General features: G+C 66.6%; 20 protein-coding genes. 13 read left to right on the top strand and 7 right to left on the bottom strand.

Annotated features, from left to right (window positions below):
- A complete protein-coding gene (locus tag NED98_RS07200; RefSeq protein WP_265312392.1) occupies window positions 1-906 on the bottom strand; it encodes a beta-keto acid cleavage family enzyme in 906 nt (301 codons plus the stop codon).
- Between the two features lie 110 nt (window positions 907-1016).
- Here NED98_RS07200 and NED98_RS07195 point away from each other — a divergent pair, with 110 nt between their 5' ends.
- The 6 genes from NED98_RS07195 (at window position 1017) to NED98_RS07170 (ending at window position 9093) form a co-directional block, all read left to right on the top strand.
- Window positions 1017-1982: a GlxA family transcriptional regulator gene (locus tag NED98_RS07195; RefSeq protein ID WP_265312391.1), complete on the top strand. Its 966-nt coding sequence runs from the start codon at window positions 1017-1019 to the stop codon at window positions 1980-1982.
- Between the two features lie 117 nt (window positions 1983-2099).
- The gene (locus NED98_RS07190; RefSeq protein WP_265312390.1) at window positions 2100-3482 is read left to right on the top strand and encodes a purine-cytosine permease family protein; all 1383 of its coding nucleotides are present in this window, start codon (window positions 2100-2102) and stop codon (window positions 3480-3482) included.
- A gap of 181 nt (window positions 3483-3663) precedes the next feature.
- Window positions 3664-5955 (top strand): TonB-dependent receptor, encoded by a 2292-nt coding sequence (locus NED98_RS07185; protein ID WP_265312389.1) that lies wholly within the window; start codon window positions 3664-3666, stop codon window positions 5953-5955.
- Window positions 5956-6102: 147 nt separating this feature from the next.
- Window positions 6103-7437, top strand: coding sequence for an MFS transporter (locus tag NED98_RS07180; RefSeq protein ID WP_265312388.1), 1335 nt, complete (start codon window positions 6103-6105; stop codon window positions 7435-7437).
- Window positions 7434-8357: a carbon-nitrogen hydrolase family protein gene (locus NED98_RS07175; protein WP_265312387.1), complete on the top strand. Its 924-nt coding sequence runs from the start codon at window positions 7434-7436 to the stop codon at window positions 8355-8357. Before NED98_RS07180 ends, NED98_RS07175 begins: the two co-directional genes overlap by 4 nt.
- Before the next feature lie 16 nt (window positions 8358-8373).
- Window positions 8374-9093, top strand: coding sequence for a potassium channel family protein (locus tag NED98_RS07170; protein WP_265312386.1), 720 nt, complete (start codon window positions 8374-8376; stop codon window positions 9091-9093).
- Here the strand turns inward: NED98_RS07170 and NED98_RS07165 are convergent, their stop codons facing one another.
- Genes NED98_RS07165 through NED98_RS07155 form a run of 3 tightly spaced genes read right to left on the bottom strand, consistent with a single transcriptional unit; the run spans window position 9094 to window position 12094 of the window.
- Window positions 9094-10347, bottom strand: a complete 1254-nt coding sequence (locus NED98_RS07165; RefSeq protein WP_265312385.1) for an adenosylmethionine--8-amino-7-oxononanoate transaminase — start codon at window positions 10345-10347, stop codon at window positions 9094-9096.
- Complete coding sequence (gene bioD, locus NED98_RS07160; protein ID WP_265312384.1) at window positions 10344-10973, bottom strand: dethiobiotin synthase; 630 nt, start codon at window positions 10971-10973, stop codon at window positions 10344-10346. Before bioD ends, NED98_RS07165 begins: the two co-directional genes overlap by 4 nt.
- A complete protein-coding gene (locus tag NED98_RS07155; protein WP_265312383.1) occupies window positions 10970-12094 on the bottom strand; it encodes an 8-amino-7-oxononanoate synthase in 1125 nt (374 codons plus the stop codon). The genes bioD and NED98_RS07155 overlap by 4 nt, the downstream gene beginning before the upstream one ends.
- A 151-nt stretch (window positions 12095-12245) precedes the next feature.
- Between NED98_RS07155 and NED98_RS07150 the strand changes: the two genes are divergently transcribed.
- Window positions 12246-12803 carry an inner membrane-spanning protein YciB gene (locus NED98_RS07150; protein ID WP_265312382.1) on the top strand — a complete coding sequence of 186 codons (558 nt, stop codon included), beginning with the start codon at window positions 12246-12248 and terminating at the stop codon, window positions 12801-12803.
- 3 nt (window positions 12804-12806) lie between these two features.
- Here the strand turns inward: NED98_RS07150 and NED98_RS07145 are convergent, their stop codons facing one another.
- On the bottom strand, window positions 12807-13427 hold the full coding sequence (locus NED98_RS07145) for a hypothetical protein (protein ID WP_265312381.1): 621 nt from the start codon (window positions 13425-13427) through the stop codon (window positions 12807-12809).
- Between the two features lie 102 nt (window positions 13428-13529).
- Between NED98_RS07145 and NED98_RS07140 the strand changes: the two genes are divergently transcribed.
- From NED98_RS07140 to NED98_RS07130, 3 genes are read left to right on the top strand one after another with little or no spacing between them, the layout of a single operon-like run.
- Window positions 13530-13976, top strand: a complete 447-nt coding sequence (locus NED98_RS07140) for a MarR family winged helix-turn-helix transcriptional regulator (RefSeq protein WP_179515391.1) — start codon at window positions 13530-13532, stop codon at window positions 13974-13976.
- On the top strand, window positions 13973-15262 hold the full coding sequence (locus tag NED98_RS07135; RefSeq protein ID WP_265312380.1) for an MFS transporter: 1290 nt from the start codon (window positions 13973-13975) through the stop codon (window positions 15260-15262). The genes NED98_RS07140 and NED98_RS07135 overlap by 4 nt, the downstream gene beginning before the upstream one ends.
- Window positions 15259-16008 carry an isocitrate lyase/PEP mutase family protein gene (locus NED98_RS07130; RefSeq protein WP_265312379.1) on the top strand — a complete coding sequence of 250 codons (750 nt, stop codon included), beginning with the start codon at window positions 15259-15261 and terminating at the stop codon, window positions 16006-16008. The genes NED98_RS07135 and NED98_RS07130 overlap by 4 nt, the downstream gene beginning before the upstream one ends.
- Here NED98_RS07130 and NED98_RS07125 read toward each other — a convergent pair.
- Window positions 16005-18470: a TonB-dependent receptor gene (locus NED98_RS07125; RefSeq protein WP_265312378.1), complete on the bottom strand. Its 2466-nt coding sequence runs from the start codon at window positions 18468-18470 to the stop codon at window positions 16005-16007. The two genes, NED98_RS07130 and NED98_RS07125, sit on opposite strands and share 4 nt — an antisense overlap.
- A gap of 158 nt (window positions 18471-18628) precedes the next feature.
- On the opposite strand from NED98_RS07125, the gene NED98_RS07120 reads away from it, so the two are divergent.
- Together NED98_RS07120 and NED98_RS07115 are read left to right on the top strand one after the other, a co-directional pair.
- Window positions 18629-19180, top strand: coding sequence for a sigma-70 family RNA polymerase sigma factor (locus NED98_RS07120; protein WP_179515395.1), 552 nt, complete (start codon window positions 18629-18631; stop codon window positions 19178-19180).
- On the top strand, window positions 19177-20151 hold the full coding sequence (locus NED98_RS07115; protein ID WP_265312377.1) for a FecR family protein: 975 nt from the start codon (window positions 19177-19179) through the stop codon (window positions 20149-20151). The genes NED98_RS07120 and NED98_RS07115 overlap by 4 nt, the downstream gene beginning before the upstream one ends.
- Window positions 20152-20303: 152 nt before the next feature.
- On the opposite strand, the gene NED98_RS07110 is transcribed toward NED98_RS07115, so the two are convergent.
- Window positions 20304-21755, bottom strand: coding sequence for an amidohydrolase (locus NED98_RS07110; RefSeq protein WP_265312376.1), 1452 nt, complete (start codon window positions 21753-21755; stop codon window positions 20304-20306).
- Window positions 21756-21957: 202 nt separating this feature from the next.
- Between NED98_RS07110 and NED98_RS07105 the strand changes: the two genes are divergently transcribed.
- On the top strand, window positions 21958-24249 hold the full coding sequence (locus NED98_RS07105; RefSeq protein ID WP_265312375.1) for a TonB-dependent receptor: 2292 nt from the start codon (window positions 21958-21960) through the stop codon (window positions 24247-24249).
- Window positions 24250-24278 lie beyond the last annotated feature (29 nt).

Below are 24278 nucleotides of genomic sequence, written 5' to 3'. Positions count from 1 at the left end.
TCAGGCGGCCTTCCTGAGCTTGAGCTTCTCGCGCACCTCGGCCGGGCCCATCACGCGGACGTTCATCGCCTCGATGATCGTCTTCGCGCGGGTGACGAGATCGGCGTTCGACGCCTTCACCCCGCGCTGGAGATAGAGATTATCCTCCAGCCCAACGCGGACGTTGCCCCCCGCCAGCACCGCCATCGCGACGAACGGCAATTGCCGCGAGCCGATCGAGAAGCCGGAGAAGATCGCGCCCTCGGGCAATTGGTTGACCAGCGCCATCGTCGTCATCGGATCGTCGGGCGCCCCATAGGGGATGCCGAGGCACAGCTGGATCATCAGTGGGTTATCGAGCAGCCCTTCCTTGATGAGATCCTTGACGAAGACGAGATGACCGAAGTCGAACACTTCGAGCTCGGGGCGGACGCCGAGTTCCTGCACCCGCTTGGCCATCGCGCGCAGGTGGCTGGGGGTGTTGGTCATCACATAATCGCCGGCCGAGAAATTCATCGTGCCGCAATCGAGCGTGCAGATTTCGGGCAGCAATTCCTCGACATGCGCCAGCCGCTCGAGCGGGCCGACCATATCGGTGCCCTTCGGGTCGAGCGGCAGCGGGTTCTCGCCGGGACCGAACACCACGTCACCGCCCATCCCGGCGGTGAGGTTGATGATGACGTCGGTGTCCGACGCGCGGATCCGCTCGACCACTTCGCGATACAGCGCGGGATCGCGGCTCGCGGCGCCGGTTTCGGGATCGCGGACGTGGATATGCGCGATCGCCGCGCCCGCCTTGGCCGCCTCGATCGAGGCGTCGGCGATCTGCGCCGGGGTGATCGGAAGCCCGGGATGCCGGCTGGCGGTATCGCCCGATCCGGTGACCGCGCAGGTGATGAACACTTCGCTTTGCATGGGGCTTTGCATGTGGGCCTCTCGCTAATCTGCGAGGAAATCTGCGCCGCGTTTCGATATTACGTGGGGCATCAGGCGACATTATTGGTGCATTTTGCGACAATATGTGATTGGTGCCGTTCATGGCCGACGGCATCGAGACGGTGGATTTCCTGTTGGTCGAGGGCTTTTCGGCGCTCGCCTTCTTCTCCGCGGTCGAGCCGCTGCGCGTCGCCAACCGCATCGCCGGGCGGACGATCTTCGCCTGGCGACTCCACGCCGAAGACGGCGCGCCGGTCGCCGCGTCGAGCGGGATGCGCTTCCCGGTCGATCGCGCGCTGGCCGAGGTCACCGCGCCGGGCACGCTGATCGTCTGCGCCGGTTTCCGCCCCGACAAGGCGATCGGCCGTGCCGGGCTCGCGACGCTGCGCCGCTTCGCGCACGACGGCGGCCGGCTGGGCGCGCTCGATACCGGGGTGGAAATCCTCGCGCGCGCCGGGGTCGCCGGACGCGGGCCGGTGGCGATCCACTGGGAGGCGGCGCCCGAATTTCGCGAGCGCTGGGCGGACATCCCCGTCACCGACGCGCTCTACGCTATCGGCGAGCGGGTGTTCACCTGCGCCGGGGGGACGGCGGCGCTCGACATGATGCTCGAACGGCTCGCCGACAGCCACGGTCGCGCCTTCGCACATGCCGTCTCGGAACAGTTCATCCACGATCGCATCCGCCGTGCCGGCGAGGCGCAGCGCATGGCGCTCGACCGCCGGCTCGCGGTGCGCAACCGCGCGGTGCTGGGGGTGATCGCGGTGATGGAGGCGCATCTCGACGCGCCGCTCGCCTCGCCCGCGCTCGCGGCGCGCGCCGGGCTGTCGGTGCGGCAGGTCGAGCGGTTGTTCGACACGCATCTCGGGATGGCGCCACAGGATTATTACCGGCGGTTGCGGGTCGAGCGCGCCCGCGCGCTGATTGAGACGACCGACCTCAAGGTGCTCGATATCGCGCTGGCAACCGGGTTCGACTCGGCCTCGGCGCTGGCGCGGGTATTCCGTCGGACGTTCGGCACGAGCCCGGCGTCGCTGCGCAAGCAATCTCCGTCAGCCCGGCCCTAAGCCGGGATGACGGGGCGCGCAACAACCCCCTTGCTAACCTCGTTCGACCCACCCCAGCATCGCGTGCGTATACGGGCGCGCACTGGAGCGACGCCTGACCATATGGGGGAGCGGGCTATGTCCAGTCAGCCGCTGATCGAAGTGCGTTCGATCGATTTCGTCCCGCTGGAAGAGCGGCACGGCAAGGTTTGGCATCTCTGGCCGATCTGGTTCGCCGGGGATGCGCATCTTGCGACGCTTGCCACCGGCGCGCTGGGCATCGCGATGGGGGCCAATCTGTTCTGGTCGATCGTCGCGATCGTCGGCGGGTGCGCGCTCGGCACTTTCTTCATGGCCTTCCACGCCGCGCAGGGGCCGCAGCTCGGCCTGCCGCAGATGATCCAGTCGCGCCCGCAGTTCGGGCATCTCGGCGCGCTGCTGGTATGGGGCGTCGCACTGGTCACTTATATCGGATATAACGCCTTTAATCAGGTTCTTGCGGGCCAGACGATGCACGAGCTGGCCGGGCTGCCGACCCGCCCGACGATGGTGGTGTTCACGCTGATCGGGCTCGCCGTCGCATTCGTCGGCAACGATCTGATCCACACCGCGCAGCGCGTGCTGGCCTTCACGCTGATCGTGATCCTCGCCGCGTTCAGCATCGGCGCGCTGATCGCGGTGCCGCTCCCTGCGGGGCAGCTCGATCCGGCGCGTTTCCTGCTCGTGCCGTTCATGATGCAGTTTTTCGCGGCGGCGGCCTATCAACTGAGCTGGTCAATCTACGTCTCTGATTATTCGCGCTATTTGCCACCGAATGTTGGGGTGAAGGCGGCCTTTTGGTGGACCTTCGCCGGGGCGATGCTCGGCGGGGTGTGGATGATGCTGGTCGGCGCGCTCGCGGTCGCGGCCTTTCCGCAGATGAACGTGATCGCCGCGGCGCGCGCGGTGGGCGACGCGATCGTCCCCGGCTTCGGCACGGTGCTGCTGGTGGTCGCCTTCGCCAGCCTGATCACCGCCACATCGCTCAATTTCTACGGCGCCTCGCTCACCCTGCTCAGCATCGCCGACGCATTCCGCAAGGTCGCGGCGACGGTGAAGAACCGGGTGATTTCGCTGCTGATCGTGATGCTTGCCTCTTCGGCCTTGTCCTTCTCGGCCTCGGGCAGCTTCATGCACCAGTACGAATTGCTGCTGTCGATCCTGATCTATCTGTTCACGCCGTGGACCGCGATCAATCTGGTCGACTTCTACATTGTTCGAAAACAACATTATTCGATCCCCGACATCTTCGATCCCGACGGCATCTACGGCCGGTGGAATGCAGCGGGGCTGATCGCCTATCTCATCGGCTTCGTGGTGATGGTGCCGTTCTTCAGCACGCATCTGTTCACCGGCGCGGCCGCGAAGGCGATCGGGGGGATCGACGTCTCGATGCTGGTCGGCCTGCCGGTCTCGGCAATCGCCTATCTGTGGCTGTGCCGGCGCGAAAAGATCGGCGAGTTTGCGGCGCAGTCGACATGAACTATTAGGAAAACGCGACTTGACCATAAGAGGCCCTGCTGAATAGCCTTCGGTCAAGCCCATTTCAGAACAAGACGAACCGTAACAAAGACAGCCCGAAGACCGGCCCTCCAGCGGCCGTTTTTCGGGAAGGGGGATCGGCGCGCTGCGTTGATCGACAGGCTTATCGATAGGGGGGAATATGCTTCGACATCAGCTTCTTGCCGGGGTCGCACTGGTTGGCGCGCTCGGGCTGCCTGCACTGCCCGCCACGGCGCAGACGCAACCGCGCACGCCCGACGGCGCGATGCAGGAGGATATCGTCGTCTACGGCAAGGGCGAGACTCGCCAGGTCCAGACGCTGACCGCCGCCGACATTTCTGCCGCCGCGCCGGGCACCAGCGCGCTCAAAGTGCTCGAAAAGCTGCCGAGCGTCTCGTTCCAGTCGGCCAATGCGCTGGGCACCAACGAATGGTCGACGCGCATCGCGGTGCGCGGCTTCACGCAGAACCAATTGGGCTTCACGCTCGACAATGTGCCGCTCGGTGACATGAGCTATGGCAATTTCAACGGCCTGCACATCAGCCGCGCGATCGCTTCGGAGAATATCGCGCGCTCGACGCTGGCGCAGGGCACCGGCTCGCTCGATACCGCGTCGAGTTCCAACCTCGGCGGCACGCTGCAATTCTTCAGTAAGGCGCCCGAGGATGTGATGGGCGGCGATGTCGAGGCGAGCTATGGCAGCGAGAACGCCTATCGCCTGTTCGGCCGGATCGAGACCGGTGATCTCGGCGGCGGGGTGAAGGGCTATGTCAGCGGCTCGTGGCTCGATTCGCCGAAATGGAAGGGGCAGGGCAAACAGCAGGCGTGGTCGGTCAACAGCAAGTTGGTCGTGCCGCTCGATACACGCGGCAGCATCAGCGCCTTCGTCAATTATTCGGACTTCAAGGACGACGACTATATGGATACGTCGCTCGCCCTGATCAAGAAATACGGCTGGGACTGGGATTATATCCGCAACGATTACCCGACCGCGCTGGCGATCGCGAAGAACCTCCAGTCCGATCTGGTGAACTATACGGGATATTGCGCGAAATATCCCGGTTACTCCCAGACGATCTGCGCCGACGATACCTATTATAACGGCTACGGCCTGCGCAAGGATCTGCTGGTCGGCGCCAATCTGGACTATAAGTTCAGCGATACGGTTTCGATCAAGCTGACCCCCTATTTCCACCGCAACCGCGGCATCGGCACGTGGTGGACGCCTTATACCCCCACGCCGGGCGGCGCCGCGCTGTCGATCCGCTCGACCGCTTATGCGATCAACCGCGGGGGCGCGACCGGCGGGCTGACGTTCCACTTCGGCGACCACCAGATCGAGGTCGGCGGATGGTTCGAGCGCAACGGCTACACGCTGACGCGCGAATTCTTCCCGTTGGCGAACAGCAATGTGTCGAGCATCGACAATCGGCAATGGCCGGAGAACCCGTTCTATATCCAATATCAATACGATATGACGATCACCACCGGCCAATATTATGTTCAGGATACCTGGCAGGTGACGCCCGATTTCAAGATTACCGCGGGCTTCAAGGGGCTGGATGTCAAGATCGTCAATAAGTACGATCCGGTCAGCCAGGCGTCGGCGGCGTCGCGCGATACGAGCGGCACGCTCGAATCGAAGAAGATGTTTCTGCCGCAGGTCGGGTTGAACTACAGCTTCTCCAACGCCGTCGAGGCGTTCGCCGGCTATGCCGAGAATATGCGTGCCTATACGACCGAACCGTTCGTGACCAACCAAGCGGGCTTCCAGGCGATCCAGGGCAAGATCAAGCCGGAAACCTCATGGACGCTCGAAGGCGGCCTGCGTTTCCATCTGCCGAACTTCGACGGATCGCTCGCCGGCTATCACGTCAAGTTCAGCAACCGGCTGCTGTCCGTCCAGCCGTGCGCGATCGTGGTCGGATGCGCCTCGGTCCTGTCGAACGTCGGTTCGGTGACGACCAACGGCGCCGAGCTGGCGGGCACCTATCACCTGACCCACGCGCTCTCGCTCTACGGCTCCTACGCTTATACCGACGCACAATATGACGATGATGTGCTGAGCGGGCAGGTGTGGGCGACCAAGGGCAAGCAGGTCGTCAGCATTCCGAAGCATCTCGCCAACGGCGAGATCGCCTATGACGACGGCGCGATCATCGCGCGCATCGCGGCCAATTATCAGAGCCGGCGCTATTATACCTATACCAATGACGCGAGCGTGCCAGGCCGGGTGCTGGTCGATTTCGCGCTCGGCTATCGCTTCCACGATACCGGCAGCGCACTCGACGGGCTGGAGATTCAGGGCAATGTGACCAACGTGTTCGACAAGAAATATGTCGGCACATTGGGGCAGAACGGCTTCGCTTTCTCCGATCCGGGCGGCACGCTGCAATCGATGCTGGTTGGCGCGCCGCGGCAGGCGTTCATCACGCTGCGCAAGAAGTTCTGATCGTTACGCTTCGGCGCGACGGAAGGCCCCGTGCGGCACGCGCCGCGCGGGGCTTTTCGCTATTAGGCCGCATAACCGTTGATCCCGGCGCCGAAACGGTGTTGCTGGCGGGCGATATCGCCACGTCCAGCCAGAAAGACCGCCCTGATGCATCAAACCGCCGGCGCCCGAACGGCACCCCGCCAGCAACAGGGGCGTCTGTGGTCGATCTTGGGCGGATCGGCGGGCAATCTGGTCGAATGGTACGACTGGTACGTCTATTCGGCGTTCACGCTCTATTTCGCGCCGGCCTTTTTCCCGGCGAGCGACCGCACCTCGCAATTGCTCAACGCCGCGGCGATCTTCGCGGTCGGCTTCCTGATGCGGCCGATCGGCGCGTGGCTGATGGGGCTCTACGCCGACCGCCACGGGCGCCGCGCCGCGCTGACGCTGTCGGTGACCCTGATGTGCGCCGGGTCGCTGCTGATCGCGCTGACCCCGTCGTTCGCGACGATCGGCGTGATGGCGCCGATCGTGCTGCTCGCCGCGCGGCTGATGCAGGGGCTGTCGGTCGGCGGCGAATATGGCGCCAGCGCGGTCTATCTCAGCGAGGTGGCGGGGAAGAAGCATCGCGGATTCTTCTCCAGCTTCCAATATGTCACGCTGATCGCGGGGCAATTGGTCGCGCTATGCGTGCTCCTCATCCTCCAGGGCGTGTTGAGCGAGGCGGAACTCCATCTGTGGGGCTGGCGCATTCCGTTCGCGATCGGCGGAATGCTGGCCTTCGCGGTCTTCTACCTGCGGCGCGGGATGGACGAGACCGACTCGTTCCGCCGGGTCGAGGAAAGCCGCGCCGAGCGGATCAGCAGCCTCAAATTGATGCGCGATCATCCGCGCGAGGTGCTGCTGGTGATGGCGCTCACCGCGGGGGGGACGCTCGCTTTCTACACCTATAGCGTCTACCTCCAGAAATTCCTCGTCAACACCTCGGGCTTTTCGGTGCAGACCGCCTCGCGGGTGATGACTGCGGCGCTGTTCATCTACATGCTGCTCCAGCCGCTCGCGGGGGCATTGTCCGATCGGATCGGGCGCAAGCCGCTGATGATCGCCTTCGGCATCGCCGGGGTATTGGGCACGGTGCCATTGTTCACCGCGCTGGAGACGGTATCGAATTCGTTCAACGCCTTCCTGCTGGTGCTCGCCGCGCTGGTGGCGGTGACCGGCTATACCTCGATCAACGCGGTCGTGAAGGCGGAGCTGTTCCCGGCCGATATCCGCACGCTCGGCGTCGCGCTGCCTTATGCATTGGCCAACACATTGTTCGGCGGGACCGCGGAATATGTCGCCTTGTGGTTCAAGCGTGCCGGGTTCGAGAAGGGCTTCTATTGGTATGTCACCGCGATGATCGGCCTGTCGCTGATCGTCTATCTGCGGATGCGCGAGACGCATCACAGTGGCACGCTGGCGGTGGAATATGCCGAGGCCGAAGGGAAGGGTGAATGAGCCAGAAAACGATCGCCGCGCTGCAGATCGGTGCGTCGCCCGACGGCACCGAGGCGACGCTGGCGCAGATCCTGTCGTTCGAGGGGGCGATCGCCGATGCGGGCGCCGATCTCGTCGTGCTGCCCGAAGCCGTGCTCGGGGGCTATCCCAAGGGCGAATGGTTCGGCACGCGGCTCGGCTATCGCCTGCCCGAGGGGCGCGAGGCGTTCGCGCGCTATCACGCCAAGGCGATCGACCTGCCGGGGCCGGAGACCGCCGAACTGACGGCGCTGTCGCAGCGCACCGGCGCGAGCCTTGTCGTCGGGGTGATCGAGCGCGACGGCGGGACGCTTTACTGCACCGCCTTGTTCTTCACCCCGGCCGAGGGGCTGGTCGCCAAACACCGCAAATTGATGCCGACCGGGACCGAGCGGCTGATCTGGGGGCAGGGCGACGGCTCGACGCTGCCGGTGGTGGAGACCGGCGCGGGGCGGGTCGGCACCGCGATCTGCTGGGAAAACCATATGCCGCAATTGCGGCTGGCGATGTACGCCAAGGGCATCGACATATGGGCCGCGCCGACGGTCGACGAGCGCGAGATCTGGCAATGTTCGATGCGGCATATCGCGCATGAGGGGCGCTGCTTCGTGGTCAGCGCGTGCCAGGTGCAGCCGTCGCCCGCGACGCTCGGCCTCGATCTGCCCGGCTGGGACGCCGATCGCCCGCTGATCCGCGGCGGCAGCCTGATCGCCGATCCGCTGGGCGAAATGCTCGCCGGCCCGCTCTACAACGAGACCGGGCTGGTCGCCGCGACGATCGACACCGGCGCGATCGTGCGCGGGCGCTACGATTTCGATGTCGTGGGCCATTATGCCCGCCCGGACGTTTTCTCGCTGACCGTGGACGAGCGCGCGCGGGCGGCGGTGCGCTTCACGCGCTGAGGCGGGAAGATAGCGCATGCGAACCTATCGCATCCGGCATTATCGGATCGACTGGGGGCTCAGCGCCCTGCTCGGGTTGCAGGTGCTGACGCTGTTCGTCGCGGTACCGCTCAACACGCAATATGCCGGCGCGCATCTGTTGCTCGACGGGTGCCGGCTGGGATTCGCTCTGGTCTGCGTCACCGTGCTGACGCGACATCGGCTGCTCCAGTTGTTGCTCCTGCTTTCGCTGGCGGCGCCGCTGTTCGGGCCGCTCGTCGCGCGGCGATTGCTGCTCGATATCGGGATCGATGCCAGCCCCGGCTTCCAGCACGGGGTGATCGAGGTCGCCGCCTTCTGCTTCAACGCGGCGGTGACGGCGCTGGTCGCGCGGCACGTCTTCGGGCCCGGGCGGGTGACCGTCCATCGCATCCAGGGCGCCGTGCTGATCTATCTCAACATCGCCGCGCTGTTCGCGATCGCCTTCAATGCGATCCTCACCCACTCGCCGGGCGCATTGGTCTCGACCACTGCGACCCCGCTCGCGCTGGGGCAGGGGGAGCGGACCGCGGTGCTGACCTATTTCAGCCTCGCGACGCTCACCACCACCGGTTATGGCGATATCGTGCCGGTGCTGCCGCTGGCGCGCAGCCTCGCCAATCTGGAGGCGGTGATCGGGCAATTGTTTCCCGCGACATTGCTCGCGCGGATCGTGGCGCTCCAACTCGAACATAGCCGGCGCACCCCGGATGCGTGATCAAAGCGCAGAGATCGCCTCGGCAATCGCATCATAAGCGCGATCGAGATCGTCGTCGCCGATGCAATAAGGCGGCATGACATAGACGGTATTGCCGAGCGGGCGGAGCAGCAGGTCGCGCTCGCGGAAATGCGCGAGGAGCCGCGGGGCGAGGTTGGAGAGATAGCCGCCGCCCGCCGGATCGACGAGATCGACCGCCGCGATCGTCCCGATCGACCGCGGGTTGGCCACCCCGGGCAGCGGGGTGAGCCGCGCCAGCCGTTGCGCCTGCCGCGCCGCGAGATCGGCGATCCGCGCCGTCACCGGCTCGTCGCGCCAGACCGCGAGATTGGCATTGGCCGCCGCGCAGGCGATCGGATTGGCGGTGTAGCTCGACGAATGGAAGAACATCCGCGCGCGATCGGGTGAGAGATGCGCCTCGTAGATCGCCGCGCTCGCCAGCGTCACCGCGAGCGGGATCGCCCCGCCGGTCAGCCCCTTTGAGAGGCACAGGATATCGGGCACCACCCCGGCCTGTTCGCATGCCAGCAACGTACCGGTGCGGCCCCAGCCGGTCATCACCTCGTCGGCGATGAACAGCACGTCGTGTCGCGCGCAGATCGCGCGCATCTCCGCCAGCACCCACGGCGGGTAGATCAGCATCCCGCCCGCGCCGAGCACCAAAGGCTCGACGATCAGCGCGGCGGGTGCCTCGCGGCACGCCGCCTCGAGCGCGTCGAGCGTCGCCTGTTCGTTGCCGGCGGTGGGAAAGGGGAGCGTGCCGACGTCGAACAGCAATGGCGTATAAGGCGCGTTGAACACCCCGCGCTCGCCGACCGACATCGCGCCGATCGTATCGCCGTGATAGCTATGCTCCATCACCAGGATGCGGTGCCGCGCCGTGCCGCGATTGGCCCAATAGCCGAGCGCCATCTTGAGCGCGACCTCGACGCTGGTCGAACCCGAGTCGGAGAAGAATACATAGCCGAGCGAGGGCGGCATGATCGCGGTGAGCCCGCGCGCGAGCGTCTCCGCGGGCTCGTGGGTCCAGCCGGCGAAGATGATCTGGTCGAGCTTCGTCGTCTGCTCGGCGATCGCGGCCATGATGCGCGGATGGCAATGGCCGTGCGTCGTCACCCACCAGGAGGAGATGCCGTCGACGATGCGCCGCCCGTCGGCGGTGTAGAGCGCGGCCCCCTCGGCATGGGTGACGAGGGGAATCGGCTCGTTCAGGCCGTGCTGGGTGAAGGGGTGCCAGATCGGCGAGCGCGTCATCGGAAATCCCTCGGATCGAAATGCGCGGCGAAGGCCGCCGCCAGCGTGTCACGGTCGAGCGGATCGAGCAGCGGCAGCCGGCCGAGTCGCTTGACCTGGCCGATGCTGGCGATCGTCTCCTCGCTGTCGGGCTGCGGGTCGCCGATGAAGGCGATGCCGAGGATCGGCACGTCGCGCCGGCGCAGCGCCTCGATCGACAGCAAGCTGTGGTTGATCGTGCCGAGCGCGGTCCGCGCGACGATCACCACCGGCGCGCGCCAATGCGCGAACAGATCGGCGAACAGCAAGGTGCGCGACACCGGCACCATCACCCCGCCGGCGCCCTCGATCACCAGCGGCCCCGCCACTTCGGGAACAGCGAGCCGCGCCAGTTCGATCGTCACCCCGTCGATCTCCGCCGCGCGGTGCGGCGAGCATGGCGTGGTCAGGCGATAGGCCTCGGGCAGAGCGCGGTCGGGCGGCAGGCCGGCGAGTGCCGCGGCGCGCTCGATATCGCCTTCGGGATCGACCCCGGCCTGCACCGGTTTCCAATAATAAGCCCCGAGCGCCCCCGCCAAAGCGGCGGAGAAGATCGTCTTGCCGACATCGGTGTCGGTGCCGGTGACGACGATCCGAGGATGGGTCATGAGCGGCATGTCCTGATCGTATCGGCGAGTGCGACGATGTCGGCCTCGGCGACGTTGAGGGTGATCGAGATGCGCAGCCGCGCGGTGCCGGCCGGGACGGTGGGGGGACGGATACCGCGCACGTCGAAGCCCGCCGCCTGCACCCCCGCCGCCAGCGCCATCGCCGGGGCGTCCTCGCCAATCACCAACGGCAGGATCTGCGATCCGGTCGGCGCCACGCCGCAATCGGCCAAGGTGCGCTCGGCAAAGGCGATCAGCGCGGCGAGCCGCGTGCGGCGTTCGGGCTCGTCGGCGAGGATGTTCAGGCTCTCGCGCACCGCGGCGGCGATCAGCGGCGAAGGGGCGGTCGAGAAGATGAAGCCGCGCCCGCGATTGATCAGGAAATCGCGCACCACGCGCGGGCCGCAGATCAGCGCGCCCTCGCACCCCAGTGCCTTGCCGCAGGTGCGCAGGGTGACGACGTCTTCACGCCCTTCGAGCGGTGCGGCGAGCCCGCGGCCGCGATCGCCGAACACCCCCGTGGCATGTGCCTCGTCGATCAGCAAAATCGCCTCGTGCTGCGCGGCGATCGCGGCGAGATCGTCGAGCGGAGCAAGGTCGCCGTCCATGCTGTACAGGCTTTCGACCGCGATCCACGGCCGCCCGATGCCACCCGCGGCGCGCCAGCGGCGGATCGCCTCGTCGAACGCGCCCGCATCGTTATGCGCCGCCGCGACACGCTCGGCGCGGGCGAGCCGCATCCCCTCATGCGCGCTGGCATGGACCAGATCATCGTGGACGATCAGGTCGCCGCGCTGCGGCAGCGTCGAGAGCAATGCGGCGTTGGCGGTGTAGCCGCTTGAGAAGAACAAGGCCGATTCGCTGCCGAAGAACGCCGCCGCCTCCGCCTCGAGCGCCTCGTGCTCGGCATCATTGCCGCGCAGCAGCCGCGAGCCGCCCGAACCGACTGGCACGCCCCGTGCCAGCGCCGCCGCCACCCCGGCGCGCAGCCGCGGCGCATCGGCCAGCCCGAGATAGTCGTTGGACGAGAAATCGCGCCCGGTGCGGGGCTGCAAATGCCGCAACCGCGTGCGGTCGGCGAGGGCGCTGAGATCGCGTTGCTGGGCGGCGAGGAGACTCATGAGCGCGCGCTATAGCGCATTGCGGCCGCGGCGCACCTCATCCAATGTACGAAAACCGGGAGCCTAAGTTTACGGTGTAAACTTTTTGATTGACGCGCTTCGCGAGGCGTGCCAGATCGATGTTAACAGTGATAATATCAAGGGTCCCGAGATGCTCCGCCAATTGAAATTCGCCGCCGGTCCGCTGCTGCTCGATTCGCTCGGGGTGATCATCTTTGCGGTGCTGATGGCGCTTCATGCCAGCGTGTTGGTCGCGACGATATGCGGGGCGACGATCGCGGTGGGAATGGTCGTCAGCGATATCGTGCGGGGCAAGCCGGTGCCGGCGATGCAATGGCTCAGCCTCGCGCTGGTGGTCGTGTCCGCAGGCGCGACTTTGCTGACGCACGACCCGCGCTTCGTGATGGCCAAGCCCTCGATCATCTATTGGGTGGTGGGATGCGCGATGCTCCGCCCCGGCTGGCTGAACCGCTATGTCATCCCCGAGGAATTCGCGGTGATCGGCGATCTGATGACCGCATTTGGCTATGTCTGGGCCGGGCTGATGTTCGTCACCGGGATCGCCAACCTCGTGATCGCGATCGCCTTCCCGCAATGGTGGCTGACGTTCCTCGCGATCTTTCCCACCGCGTCGAAAGTCGTGCTGTTCGCGGTGCATTTCGCCACGTTGCGCATCATCGGACGGCGCCGGGTGCGCGCCGCCGCCTGAGCTTTACTGCGGCTTCTTCAGCGTTTCGTCCAACGCCTTCGCGCTACGGCCGACGATCGCGTCCGCCTGCGCCGCCACCGCGAGGAATTCGGCCTTCGAGACCGGCGTATAATTGCAGCCGACGAACAGCGTTGTGTTGGTCGCGTCGGGCTTGGCCTCGCCGCCGAACAGCAATTCGAGCGAATTGTCGGTCGGGGCGAAGGCACCGAGCATCGGCCCCTCTTCATCGGTGATGAAGCGATAATATTGCTCGGTGATGCGGATCGGGGCGCGTTCCAGCTTCTGATCGCGGACGATCGCGTCGGCCGCCTCGCGCGGCAGCTCCACCACCACCCATTGTTTGAGGAACGACAACGTATCGACGCTGCGCCCGAAAACCTCGATCGGCCGGTCGAGGCGATAGGTCCACAGCCCGAGCATCCCCGGATGCCCGTTGTCCGACACCGGCTTGAGCCAAGCCGGCCGCTGCTTGTCGCTGAACAATGCCTCGCCGAAAGCGCCGAGCGTCGCGAGATCACCACGGCATTCGATCGTCCGCTGCAACGCCTCCGGCGACAGCTCGGGCTCCGCCGCAACCGCCGGAGCGGCGAGCAGCAACGTCAGGATCGCCGGGATGATACGCAACTGAAACTCCGTCATTATTTACGTCCGCCTAGCCGCACGACTGGGCGCACGCCACCGTTCCGATCGTTGACAGCGAGATGCCCGTCCCACTAGATGATGCATATGCATCATGACACCGACTCGCTGACCGCGCTGCCCTGTATCTGTACCGCGCTGCGCAAAGCCTCGCGAGCCGTGACCCGCGCCTATGACGAGGTGATGGAAGAGGCGGGGATGTCGGTCGCGCAATTCTCGATCCTGCGGCACCTCGCGCGGCACGGCCCGCTCCCGCTCAGCCGGCTCGCCGAATTGCTGGTGATGGAACGCACCACGCTCTACCGCGCCCTCGGCCCGATCGAACGGCACGGCTGGGTGACGATCGCCGAGGGGGCGGGGCGCGCCAAGATCGCGACGCTCAGCCCGGCCGGGCATCAGGCGATCGCCGACGCCACCGCAGGCTGGGCGAAAGTGCAGACCGCGATGCTCGAACAGATCGGCGCCGACGACTGGCAGGAGCTGGAAGCGGCGCTGGCGCGGATCGTCGCCGCGACGCGGGAATGCGGCGCATGAGCCGGATGCTCCACCGCACCGGGCTGGTGCCGAGACGGGTTCATATCTTCCTGGTCGTCGCGGCGACGTTCGTCGCGCTGCTCGTATCGGCGGGGCTCCGCGCGACCCCCGGGGTGTTGATGCAGCCGCTCGAACTGCATTTCGGCTGGGACCGCGCGACGATCTCCTTCGCCGCGGCGGTCGGCATCTTCCTGTATGGGCTGGTCGGGCCGTTCGCGGCGGCGCTGATGATGACGTTCGGGATCAGGCGGACGATGCTCGGCGGGCTGATGCTGATGGCCGGCGCGACCTTCGCCAGCCTGTGGATGCGCGAGCCGTGGCATTATGTGCTGAGCTGGGGCGTGATCTCCGGGATCGGCAGCGGGGCGGTCGCTTCGGTGCTCGGCGCGGCGATCGTCAACCGCTGGTTCGCGACGCGGCAGGGGCTGGTGATGGGGCTGCTCAGCGCGAGCACCGCGACCGGGGCCTTGGTGTTTCTGCCGCTCCTCGCCTGGCTCTCGACCGGCGGCGCATGGCGCCCGGTGGTGATGGCGGTGAGCCTTGCCTGCCTCGTGCTGGTGCCGATCGTCGCGCTGGTGGTGCCCGAACGGCCCGGCGACATCGGCACCGGCCGCTTCGGCGAAGAGCCGGGGAGCGCGCCGCCCGCGCCGCTCAAACAGGCGGGCACCGCCGGGCTGGCGATCTCGGTGCTGCTGCGCGCGGGGCGCAAGCCGGTGTTCTGGCTATTGTTCGGTACCTTCTTCGTTTGCGGGCTCACCACCAACGGGCTGGTCGGCACGCATATGATCGCCTTTTGCGGCGATCACGGCATCGCGCCGGTCGCCGCGGCGGGCTTGCTGTCGATGATGGGATTGTTCGATCTCGTCGGCACCACCGCCTCGGGCTGGCTGACCGACCGCTATGATCCGCGCAAGCTGCTCGCGGTCTATTACGGGCTGCGCGGGCTGTCGCTCGTTGCCCTGCCGTTCCTCAACTTCGACACGATGAGCCTGACGATCTTCGCGATCTTCTACGGGCTCGATTGGATCGCGACCGTCCCGCCGACGGTCAAGCTCGCCAATGATGCGTTCGGCGAGCAGGAAGCGCCGATCGTGTTCGGCTGGATCCAGACCGGGCACCAGCTCGGTGCGGCGCTCGCGGCGTTCGGTGCAGGGGTGATCCGCGAGGCGACCGGGACCTATCTTCCCGCCTTCGTTGTTGCGGGCGCGACCGGTGTGATCGCTGCCGGGCTGCTGCTAGGCTGGATTTCGCGCACGCAATTTCACGACCGGAGACACATCGCATGACGAGCATCGCCGACGCCCGCCTTCGCTTTCGCAAGCTACACGAAAGCGGATTCTTCATCCTGCCCAATGCATGGGACGCGGGCAGCGCGGTGCGGCTCGCCGCGCTCGGCTTTCAGGCGATCGCCTCGACCAGCTCGGGCGCGGCCTGGGCCGCGGGCAAGGAAGACGGGCAATTGACCCGCGACGAGGTGCTCGCGCACCTGCGCCTGCTGGTCGGCGCGACCGATCTGCCGGTCAACGCCGATTTCGAAAACGGCTTCGCCGATGCCCCTGAGGATGTCGCAGCGAACGTCAGGCTGGCGGTCGATACCGGGGTGGCCGGGCTGTCGATCGAGGATTGGTCGGGCAGCGCGCTCTACGACACCGGGCTTGCGGTCGAGCGGATCGCCGCGGCGCGCGAGGCGATCGACGCGACCGGCCAGGATGTGATGCTCGTCGGGCGCAGCGAGAATTTCCGCGTGCCGGGGATGAGCGCCGCCGACAGCATCGCGCGCGCGGTGGCCTATGCCGAAGCGGGGGCGGATTGCCTGTTCGTGCCGGTCATCGAGGATCGCGGCGCGGTCGCCGAGCTGATCGCCGCGGTCGCGCCCAAGCCGGTCAATGTGCTGGTGCACGATTATGACGGGCGCATCGCAGAATTCGCCCGGCTCGGCGCGCGCCGCTGCAGCGTCGGCGGGAGCCTCGCCAAGGCGAGCTGGAATGCATTCGACGCGGCGGCACGCACGCTGAAAGGATGCGCGCCCTAGAAACGATAGGCGACATCGAGGCTGGCGGTACGGGGCAATGCGTTCCACACCTGCCCGATGCCGGCCGGTCCCGAGGCGATCCGCGCCGGTACTTTATCGTCGAGCAGATTCCTGATCGACAACCCGGCATTCCAGCGCGCCTGTTCGACGAGCAATTGAAGGTCGAGCTGGGTGCGCCGCGCGGTCCGCTCGAAATAGGGATCGGTGCGGTTGAAGGCGGTGTTCATCGCCGAGGTGTAGCCGAAGTCGATGCGGGCGACTGCGTTGGTGGTGGTGGACAGCGGTTCGCGGCGCTGCATCCCCAGCGCGAAGGCGAGCAGCGGCACGTTGGGCAGGCGATCGCCCTTGCGCGCGATGATCCCGCTCGTGTCGATCGGCTGGTTCCGCGACAGCCGCGCGTCGGTCAGGCTGGCGCGGCCCTCGATCGTCGTGCGCGGATCGGCGACGACGGTCAGCTCCAGCTCGGCGCCGTGGATCGCCGCGCTGCCCGCATTGCTGTTATAGGCGAAGGCGCCATTTGCGCTCGACACCGGATAGATCATGTCCGACCAGTCGATGCGATAGACATCGGCATTGATGCTGACCCTGCGATCGAACGCGCTGGCCTTGACCCCCAGCTCGTAGCTCCACAGCCGATCCGCGCGATAGACGCGCAGCCCGGGGGCGAGCAGCGGAATGATATTGACCCCACCCGGCCGGTAGCCCTGCGACGCCTCGGCATAGACCAGCAATGCCTCCGCCGGATGCCACGACAGCAACGCCTTGAGATTGCTCCCGATCTCCCGGCTGGCATAGCGCCCGCCCTGCAGCGCGCCGGTGCCGGTGATCGGATTGGGGATATCGACATTGCCCCCCGAGGCGCGGACGTAGCGGAACAGCCGTCCGCCGAGCGTCAGCGCCAGCGCGCGGGTCAGCCCCTGCGTCCATTCGCCGAACAGCGCCTGTTGCGACAACACGCTGTCGAGATAGCGCAGCCCGGTGACGTCGAGCGGGCGCGGCATGATGCCGGTCGCCGCATCGACCTTGAGCGCGTAGCTCGCGATATGCTCGCGCCGCCGCTCGAGATAGGCGCCGACGGTCCATTTGGCGGCGCCCGATCCGGTCGAGGAGAAGCGCAGCTCCGCACTCCAGTCGGCGACCCGCATCGGCTGATAGAGGATGCCGGGCAAGCGGCTGTCGACGAACGACCCGAACGCAGCGACCTGCGCGGCGGAGCAATTTTCGGTCGCCGCGAGCGCGAAGAAGCTGCGGCAGATCGCGGGATCGTCGCGCTGGCCGGAGAGGACCCCCGTGTAATCGATCTCGCGAACGATGTTCCACGTATAATGCGAGACGGTGGCCAGCGCGGTGACCCCGCCCAGATCGTGTCGCGCGGTAAGATTGTAGAGCGTCAGGTCGTTGCGCTGCGGGGTGCGCGCGCTCTGGTCGTTGATGTTGCGCCCCTGCGCGCGATACCAGAAGGCCGCGTCGCTGATCCGCGTGCGCTGGACGATCGCGCTGCCCTGGATGCTGGTGCCGTCCTGCGGGGCCCAGGCGAGGGTGAAGCGCCCGCCGCTCTTGTCGGTCCGCCCGCCGTGGTCGAGATCGAGATGGTCGTTGCGGATCACCCCGCCGGCGCGCCGTGCATAGAGCGACATCCGCGCCGCGAGCTGATCGGCGACGATCGGCGCGTTGAGCGTCAGCGAGGCACTGCCGCCCGGCCCCGCCCCGCTGGTCTGTTCGACACCGGCACGCGCCTCGCCGTGCCACGCGGCCGGATCGGGCTGGTTGAAGATGACGCGCACCACGCCGCCCATCGCGCTCGCGCCGTATAACGTGCCCTGCGGCCCGCGCAGCAGCTCAACGCGATCGATATCGACCAGATCGAGATCGGGGGCGAAGGCGCTGGGATCGAAGGTCGTCCCGCCGGGGCCGCTGATCGCGCTTTCGTCATAATAGATGCCGACGGTCGGCTCGCCCGCGCTGGCGAGGCCGCGGATCAGCAGCCGCTGCTGACCCGTCCCGGTATCCACCACGCTCAGTTCGGGATGCCGGCGCGCCAGCGTGCGAATGTCGTGCACCCCGCGGTCGGCGAGCACGTTGCCCCGCTCGACGCTCATGCTCAGCGGGGTTTCGGCCATCACGGTTTCGCGCTTCAGCGCGGTGACGATCACCGGCTGGTTGTCGGCCTCGGCGGCGGGCGGCGGCGCACGGCTCGGCGCGCGCGGGACGATCAGCAAGGTGCCGCCGGGCAGCCAGCGCGCCTCCAGCGCGTTATCGCGCAACAGCCATCCGAGCAGTTTCTTCGCATCGGCGGCGTGCGTCGTGCGCTTGATCGAGCGCCCGCGCACCAGCGCCGGATCGAACAGCAATTGCCAGCCGGCTTGCCGCGCGAGATCCGTCAGCGCCGTCGCGAGCGGGCCGGGGCGCAATGTGACGGTCCGTCCTTGCGCCGCCGGCGCGGCGGCCGCCTGCGCCGGCAACGCGGCGGACAGGAACGCCGCCGAAACGGGGAAAAGGCGCGGGGACGGGTGAAGAATCGAAATGCGCCTTTCCAGCGGTGGCCGATGGCCATGTTATCCAAAGCTTACTTGGGTTGCACCGTTGACAGGCGCGCGCGCGACCGATTTATTTCACATCCGTGACCAATCTCCCCGATGGGATATCAGGCGGCTCTCACGGCCTGCTCGCCCCGCCGCAACCGGCGGCGGGCGCGGCCGCGCCGTTCCTGTCCTATCTCGGTGCGATCCGCGCCTTCGTCTCGAAACGGGTGCATCCCAACGATCTCGACGATGTGGTGCAGGATGTCGCGCTCAAGATGCACCAGCGCGCGGGGCGCGACGGGGTGGAGAATGTCCAGGGCTATCTGTTCCAGGTCGCGCGCAGCGTGCTCGCCGATCACGGGCGACGCAGCCGCGCCGGGCAGGCGGGGCTGCACGATCCGCTCGAGGATCATAACCACCCGGTCGAAACCTGCCCGCCGGACCGCATCCTGGAGAACCGGCAGGAATTGCAGCTGATGCTCGCGGCGCTGCGCGATCTGCCCGATCGCGCCCGCCAAGCATTTGTTCTTCATCGATTTGAACATATGAGCTACGCGGACATCGCGCGGCATATGAACATCTCGGTCAGCGCGGTTGAAAAGAATATCATGCGCGCGATGAGGCAACTGACCGCATGTCGGCAGAAATGACGATGACGAACGCGAGCGACGAGGCGGCGCGCTGGTATGCGCGCCGGCACGCCGCTGCGCCGACCACGGCGGAGCAGGCAGCGTTCGAGGCGTGGCGCAACGGCAGCGCGGCGAATGCCGAAGCCTGGGCGGCGACCGAAGCGACGCATGACGCGCTCGGCGGGCTCGCCGCCTTGCCTGAGATGACAGCGCTGCGCAGCGCGGCGCGCCGGCCGGTGCCGCCCTGGTTCGCGTCGTGGCGGATCGCCGCATCGGTCGCCGCGCTCGTCGCGGGGGCGGCGGGGACGTACAGCCTGATATCGCATCGCGCGCCGACCACCACCGCCCCCGCGGTGGCCGCGGTCGCGCATTATCGCACCGCGATCGGCGAGCAGCGCATCGTCGCACTGGCCGACGGCACGCGGATGACGCTCAACACCGATTCGCAGATCGACGTCCCGGCGTGGCAAAGCGAGCGCCGCATCCGGCTGCTGCGCGGCGAGGGCTATTTCGAGGTCGCCAAGGACAAAAGCCACCCGTTCGTCGTCGAAACCGGCGCGGGCGATGTCGTCGCGGTGGGCACCGCCTTTGCGGTGCGCAAGGCGGGGCGCGGCTTCAGCGTTGCGCTGGCCGAGGGCAAGGTGCGCGTGACGATCCCCGCGATCGCCGAACCCGCTGTGCTCACCCCGGGCGAGCGGCTCGCCTATGACGGCGTGGCGGTGAAGCGCGAGACGAGCGGCGCGGGCGAAGCGACGACGTGGCTGGCGGGCAATCTCACCTTCCGCGATACCGTGCTCGGCGATGCGATCGCGGAGATGAACCGCTATTCGCCGCGTAAGATCGTGCTTGACGACCCCGCCGCCGCGCACCGCAAGCTGACCGGGGTGTTCCGCACCGGCGACGTCGCAACCTTCGTCGCGGCGGTGACGGCTTATGGCATGGCGCGCATCGAGCGCGAGGATGCGGCGGAGATCCGATTGAAGGGGGCGTAACCTCCGTTCGCCCTGAGCTTGTCGAAGGGCTGCACTTCTTCCGACGAAGAAAAGTACAGGGCTTCGACAAGCTCAGCCCGAACGGATTCTATTGTATCTACCGTATCGACAGGTTTCAGGAGCCGGGATCGAGCGACCCCGGCTCCCGCACCTTATTGCGCCGGCGGGTCGCGATAATCGAGCGCCGGCTTACGATCGCCGAGCATCGCCGCATATTTGAAGTCCTTGCCGCGCCGCTCGACCAATTCGGCCTTGGCCTTGGCCAGCACGTCGGGGCTTTGCAGCAGTTCGGCGCCCATCAGCGTCAGCGCCGAGGCCGCGACCGAGGCGCCCTTCACCCCGAGCGAGGTGCCGCTGGCGGCGGAGGATTGCCAGCTGTGCGCCGGGGTCCCCGGCACCCAGGTGGTGGTGGAAATCCCCATCGTCGGCACCGTCCAGCTCACATCGGCGACATCGGTCGACCCGTTGAGCTGCTCTTCGGCGCTCGGCGGCAGGATCGGGGTCGGATCGAGCAGCCCGGCATGCGGCAAATTCTTCGCCATCTGCGCCGCGAAGGCGGTCTGCTCGGCATCCCAAGGCGCGATCGGCACCTTGCTGAAATTGCGCTCGGCGACCTCGAGCAGGGTCTTGTTGGGCAGCAATGAATAGACCCCGCCGGTGATCTCATAATCGCTCGTCGTATCGGTGGCGATTGCCGCGCCCTTCGATGCCTTCACCACCCGCGCCCAGACGTCGCGGACGATCTGCGGATCGGCCTGGCGGACGTAATAATAGACTTCGGCGAAATCGGGGACGACATTGGGCGCCTTGCCGCCCGAGGTGATGACATAATGGATGCGGGTCTTGTCGGGGATATGCTCGCGCAGATGCTCGACCGCGATGTTCATCACCTGCACCCCGTCGAGCGCTGAGCGCCCCTGATCGGGCGCCGCGGCGGCGTGCGCGGAGACGCCGTGGAAGCGGAACTTGCCGCTGATATTGGCCATCGAAGGCGTGACGGTATAACTGTTGTTGTCGCCCGGGTGCCAATGCAGCACCGCGTCGACATCGTTGAACAGCCCGTCGCGCACCAGATAGACCTTGCCCGATCCGCCTTCCTCGGCCGGCGAGCCATAGACGCGGACCTCGCCCTTCACCTTATTGGCGGCCATCCACTCCTTGAGCGCGACCGCCGAGGCGACCGAGGCCGCGCCGAACAGATTATGCCCGCAACCGTGCGCGGCATTCTTCCCCGTCGTCCCCTTGCGATCGGGCACCGCCGCCTGCGACAGCCCCGGCAGCGCGTCATATTCGGCGAGGATGCCGATCACCGGCCCGTCGCCGTTGCGGAAGCTGGCAACGAAGGCGGTCGGCATCCCGGCGACCCCGGCGCGCACGGTGAACCCCGCCTTGCGCAGCCGATCCTGCAGCAAGGCGCTGCTCTTCTCCTCCTTGTAGCCGACTTCGGCGAGGTTCCAGATCGCCAGCGCGTCGCTCGACAGTGCGGGCTCCTGCTTCTTCGATGCCGCGAGCAATTGCGCGCGCTGCGCGTCCGTCAGCGGCGCCGCTTGCGCCGTACCCGCCAAAGCCAGCGCCCCGAGCGCGGCCGCCAGGCCGGTCGTCATCCTCAATCCCCGTGTCACGCGCATCGCGCCCTCCCTCATCGTTCAGTCAGGAAGGACGGGCCGCACCGGATTTTCCTCACCCCGCGCAAAAAAATTTTCGGCTGCGGGGTGAGGGGACGCCGCGCGCCCGCGTCTTGGATCGCGACGGGGACGGCAATCAACGCCGCCGCCCCGATCGAAAACCAGACAAGGGGGGTTAGTCATGTCTTTGAGATCATTCGGCATCCTGTTGCTTTCCGGCAGCGCGCTCGCCGCGACCCAGGCCGCAGCGCAGACCGAGGCGCCGGCAGCCGCGCCCGCCGCCGAAGCGACGAGCCAGTCAGGCAACGATATCGTCGTCACCGCGCTCCGCCGCAGCACGACCTTGCAGGATACCCCGATCAGCATCTCCGCGATCGGCGGCGAGGCGCTCAACCGGATCGGCGCGACCTCGATCAACGATTATTTCCGCCAGGTGCCCAATTTGCAGGTCGAGGGCAACGCCCCGGCCTCGCGCCGTATCACGATCCGCGGCGTGCGCAGCGCGGGCGAGGCGACCGTCGGGCTCTATTATGACGAAACCCCGCTCACCGGCCCGGGCGGCACCACCGCCGATGCCGGATCGACCAACCCCGATATCAACCTGTTCGACGTCGAGCGGGTCGAGGTGCTGCGCGGGCCGCAGGGCACCTTGTTCGGCGCGGGATCGATGGGCGGCACGATCCGCATGATCTACAACAAGCCCGATGCGACCAAGATCGCCGGGGCGATGGAAGTGCAGGGCACCGTCACCAAGAACGGCGATCCCGGCTTCTACGCCAAGGGGATGATCAACCTGCCGATCGCGACCGACGTGCTGGCGCTGCGCGTCGTCGCCTATAAGGAGAACCGCGGCGGGTTCATCGACGTGCCGGGGCTCAAGCGCGAAAATGTCAACGATGTCCGCTCATGGGGCGGGCGCGTGATGCTGCGCTTCATCCCCGACGACAATCTCGCGATCACCGCCAGCGCCAATTACCAGCGCAACGAGCTCGACGGGCCGACCAATTATAATCTGTCGCTCGGCGCGTATAATTCGACCGTGGAATCGATCGCGCGCAACAACGATCGGCTCCAGCTCTACAACCTTACCTTGACCTACAAGCTGCCGTTCAACGCCACCTTCACCGGCTCGGCCTCGACCTATAATTGGGATCTGCTGCGCAATTCGGATTATACCAAGACGCTGCGCGGATCGCGCACCAACGCCACCTCGTGCAGGAACTACATCGGGGTCGCATCGTGCAACGCGTCGCAGATGGCGACCTATAGCGCCTATGTCGACAGCCGCCTGCCGGGGATGCTCTATCAGCCGCTCGCGCTCAAGGCGTGGATCTACGAGGCGCGCGTCTCGGGCAGCCTGCTCAACGACGGCATCAGCTATACGCTCGGCATCTTCCACGACGATCGCCAGGATCGCGCCGACAGCCAGGTCGCCAAGGCGGATGCCAACGGCAATCTCATCACTCCGCTCGATCTCACCGCGTGGCGCATCGTCAAGACCAGCGTGAAGCAGACCGCCTTTTTCGCCGAACTGTCGGTAAAGCCGGTCCACGCGCTGACGCTGACCGCGGGCACCCGCCGCTTCTCTTATGACAAGACGGTGTTCGGCCAGGTGCAGATCAGCAATTACATCACCCAATCCTATGTCGGCCCGCCGAGCACGGTCGACGCCAGCGCCAAGGGCTGGGTGCACAAGTTCAACGCAAGCTATGATTTCGACCGCGATTTCATGGTTTACGCCACCGCGTCCAAGGGCTTCCGCCCGGGCGGGGCGAACAATGTCCCGGGGCTCACCAATACATTGGTCGCCTATCAGCCCGACAGCCTGTGGAATTACGAGATCGGCGCCAAGACGCAGTGGTTCAACCGCATGCTGACGTTGAACGCGGCGGTCTATCAGATCGACTGGCGCAACATGCAGGTATCGGGGCGCAGCGCGAACGGCGCCTTCTCCTTCCTCACCAACGCCGGCAAGGCGCGGATCAAGGGCGCCGAAATCGAGGCGACCCTGCGCCCGGTCGAGGGGCTGTCGCTCAACACCGCGCTGGGCTTCGTCGACGCCAAATTGACCGAGGACCAGCTCAACTCGGGGCTGGCGGCGACCGGATCGACCGGGCTCAAGGGCGATCGCATCCCCTATATCCCGCAATTCACTTTGTCGCTGGGCGGCGATTACCGCTGGTCGCTCTCGGACACATTGCACGGGACGGTCAGCGCAAACCTCACGCACAGCGCGGGCAGCTATTCCGAATTCCGCCCGACCTACACCTTCTACCGGCGCAATTCGGCCTATGAGAATGTCGGCATGCGCGCCGGCATCGAGACCGACAACGGGCTGACGCTGCAGCTATTCGTGCAGAATCTGTTCAACACCGACAAGCCGATCCAGCTTTCCTCGTCGATCGGCGACCCGGATTCGGCGCTGACGCTCCAGCCGCGCACCTTCGGCATCATGGCGCGCAAGACGTTCTGACCGCTACGGGGTCGCGCGGCCGATCGGCG

Source organism: Sphingomonas lycopersici (genome assembly GCF_026130605.1).
GTDB lineage: Bacteria > Pseudomonadota > Alphaproteobacteria > Sphingomonadales > Sphingomonadaceae > Sphingomonas > Sphingomonas lycopersici.
The sequence above is the reverse complement of the archived record's forward strand: the minus strand, read 5'-3'. Positions and strand labels throughout refer to the sequence as shown.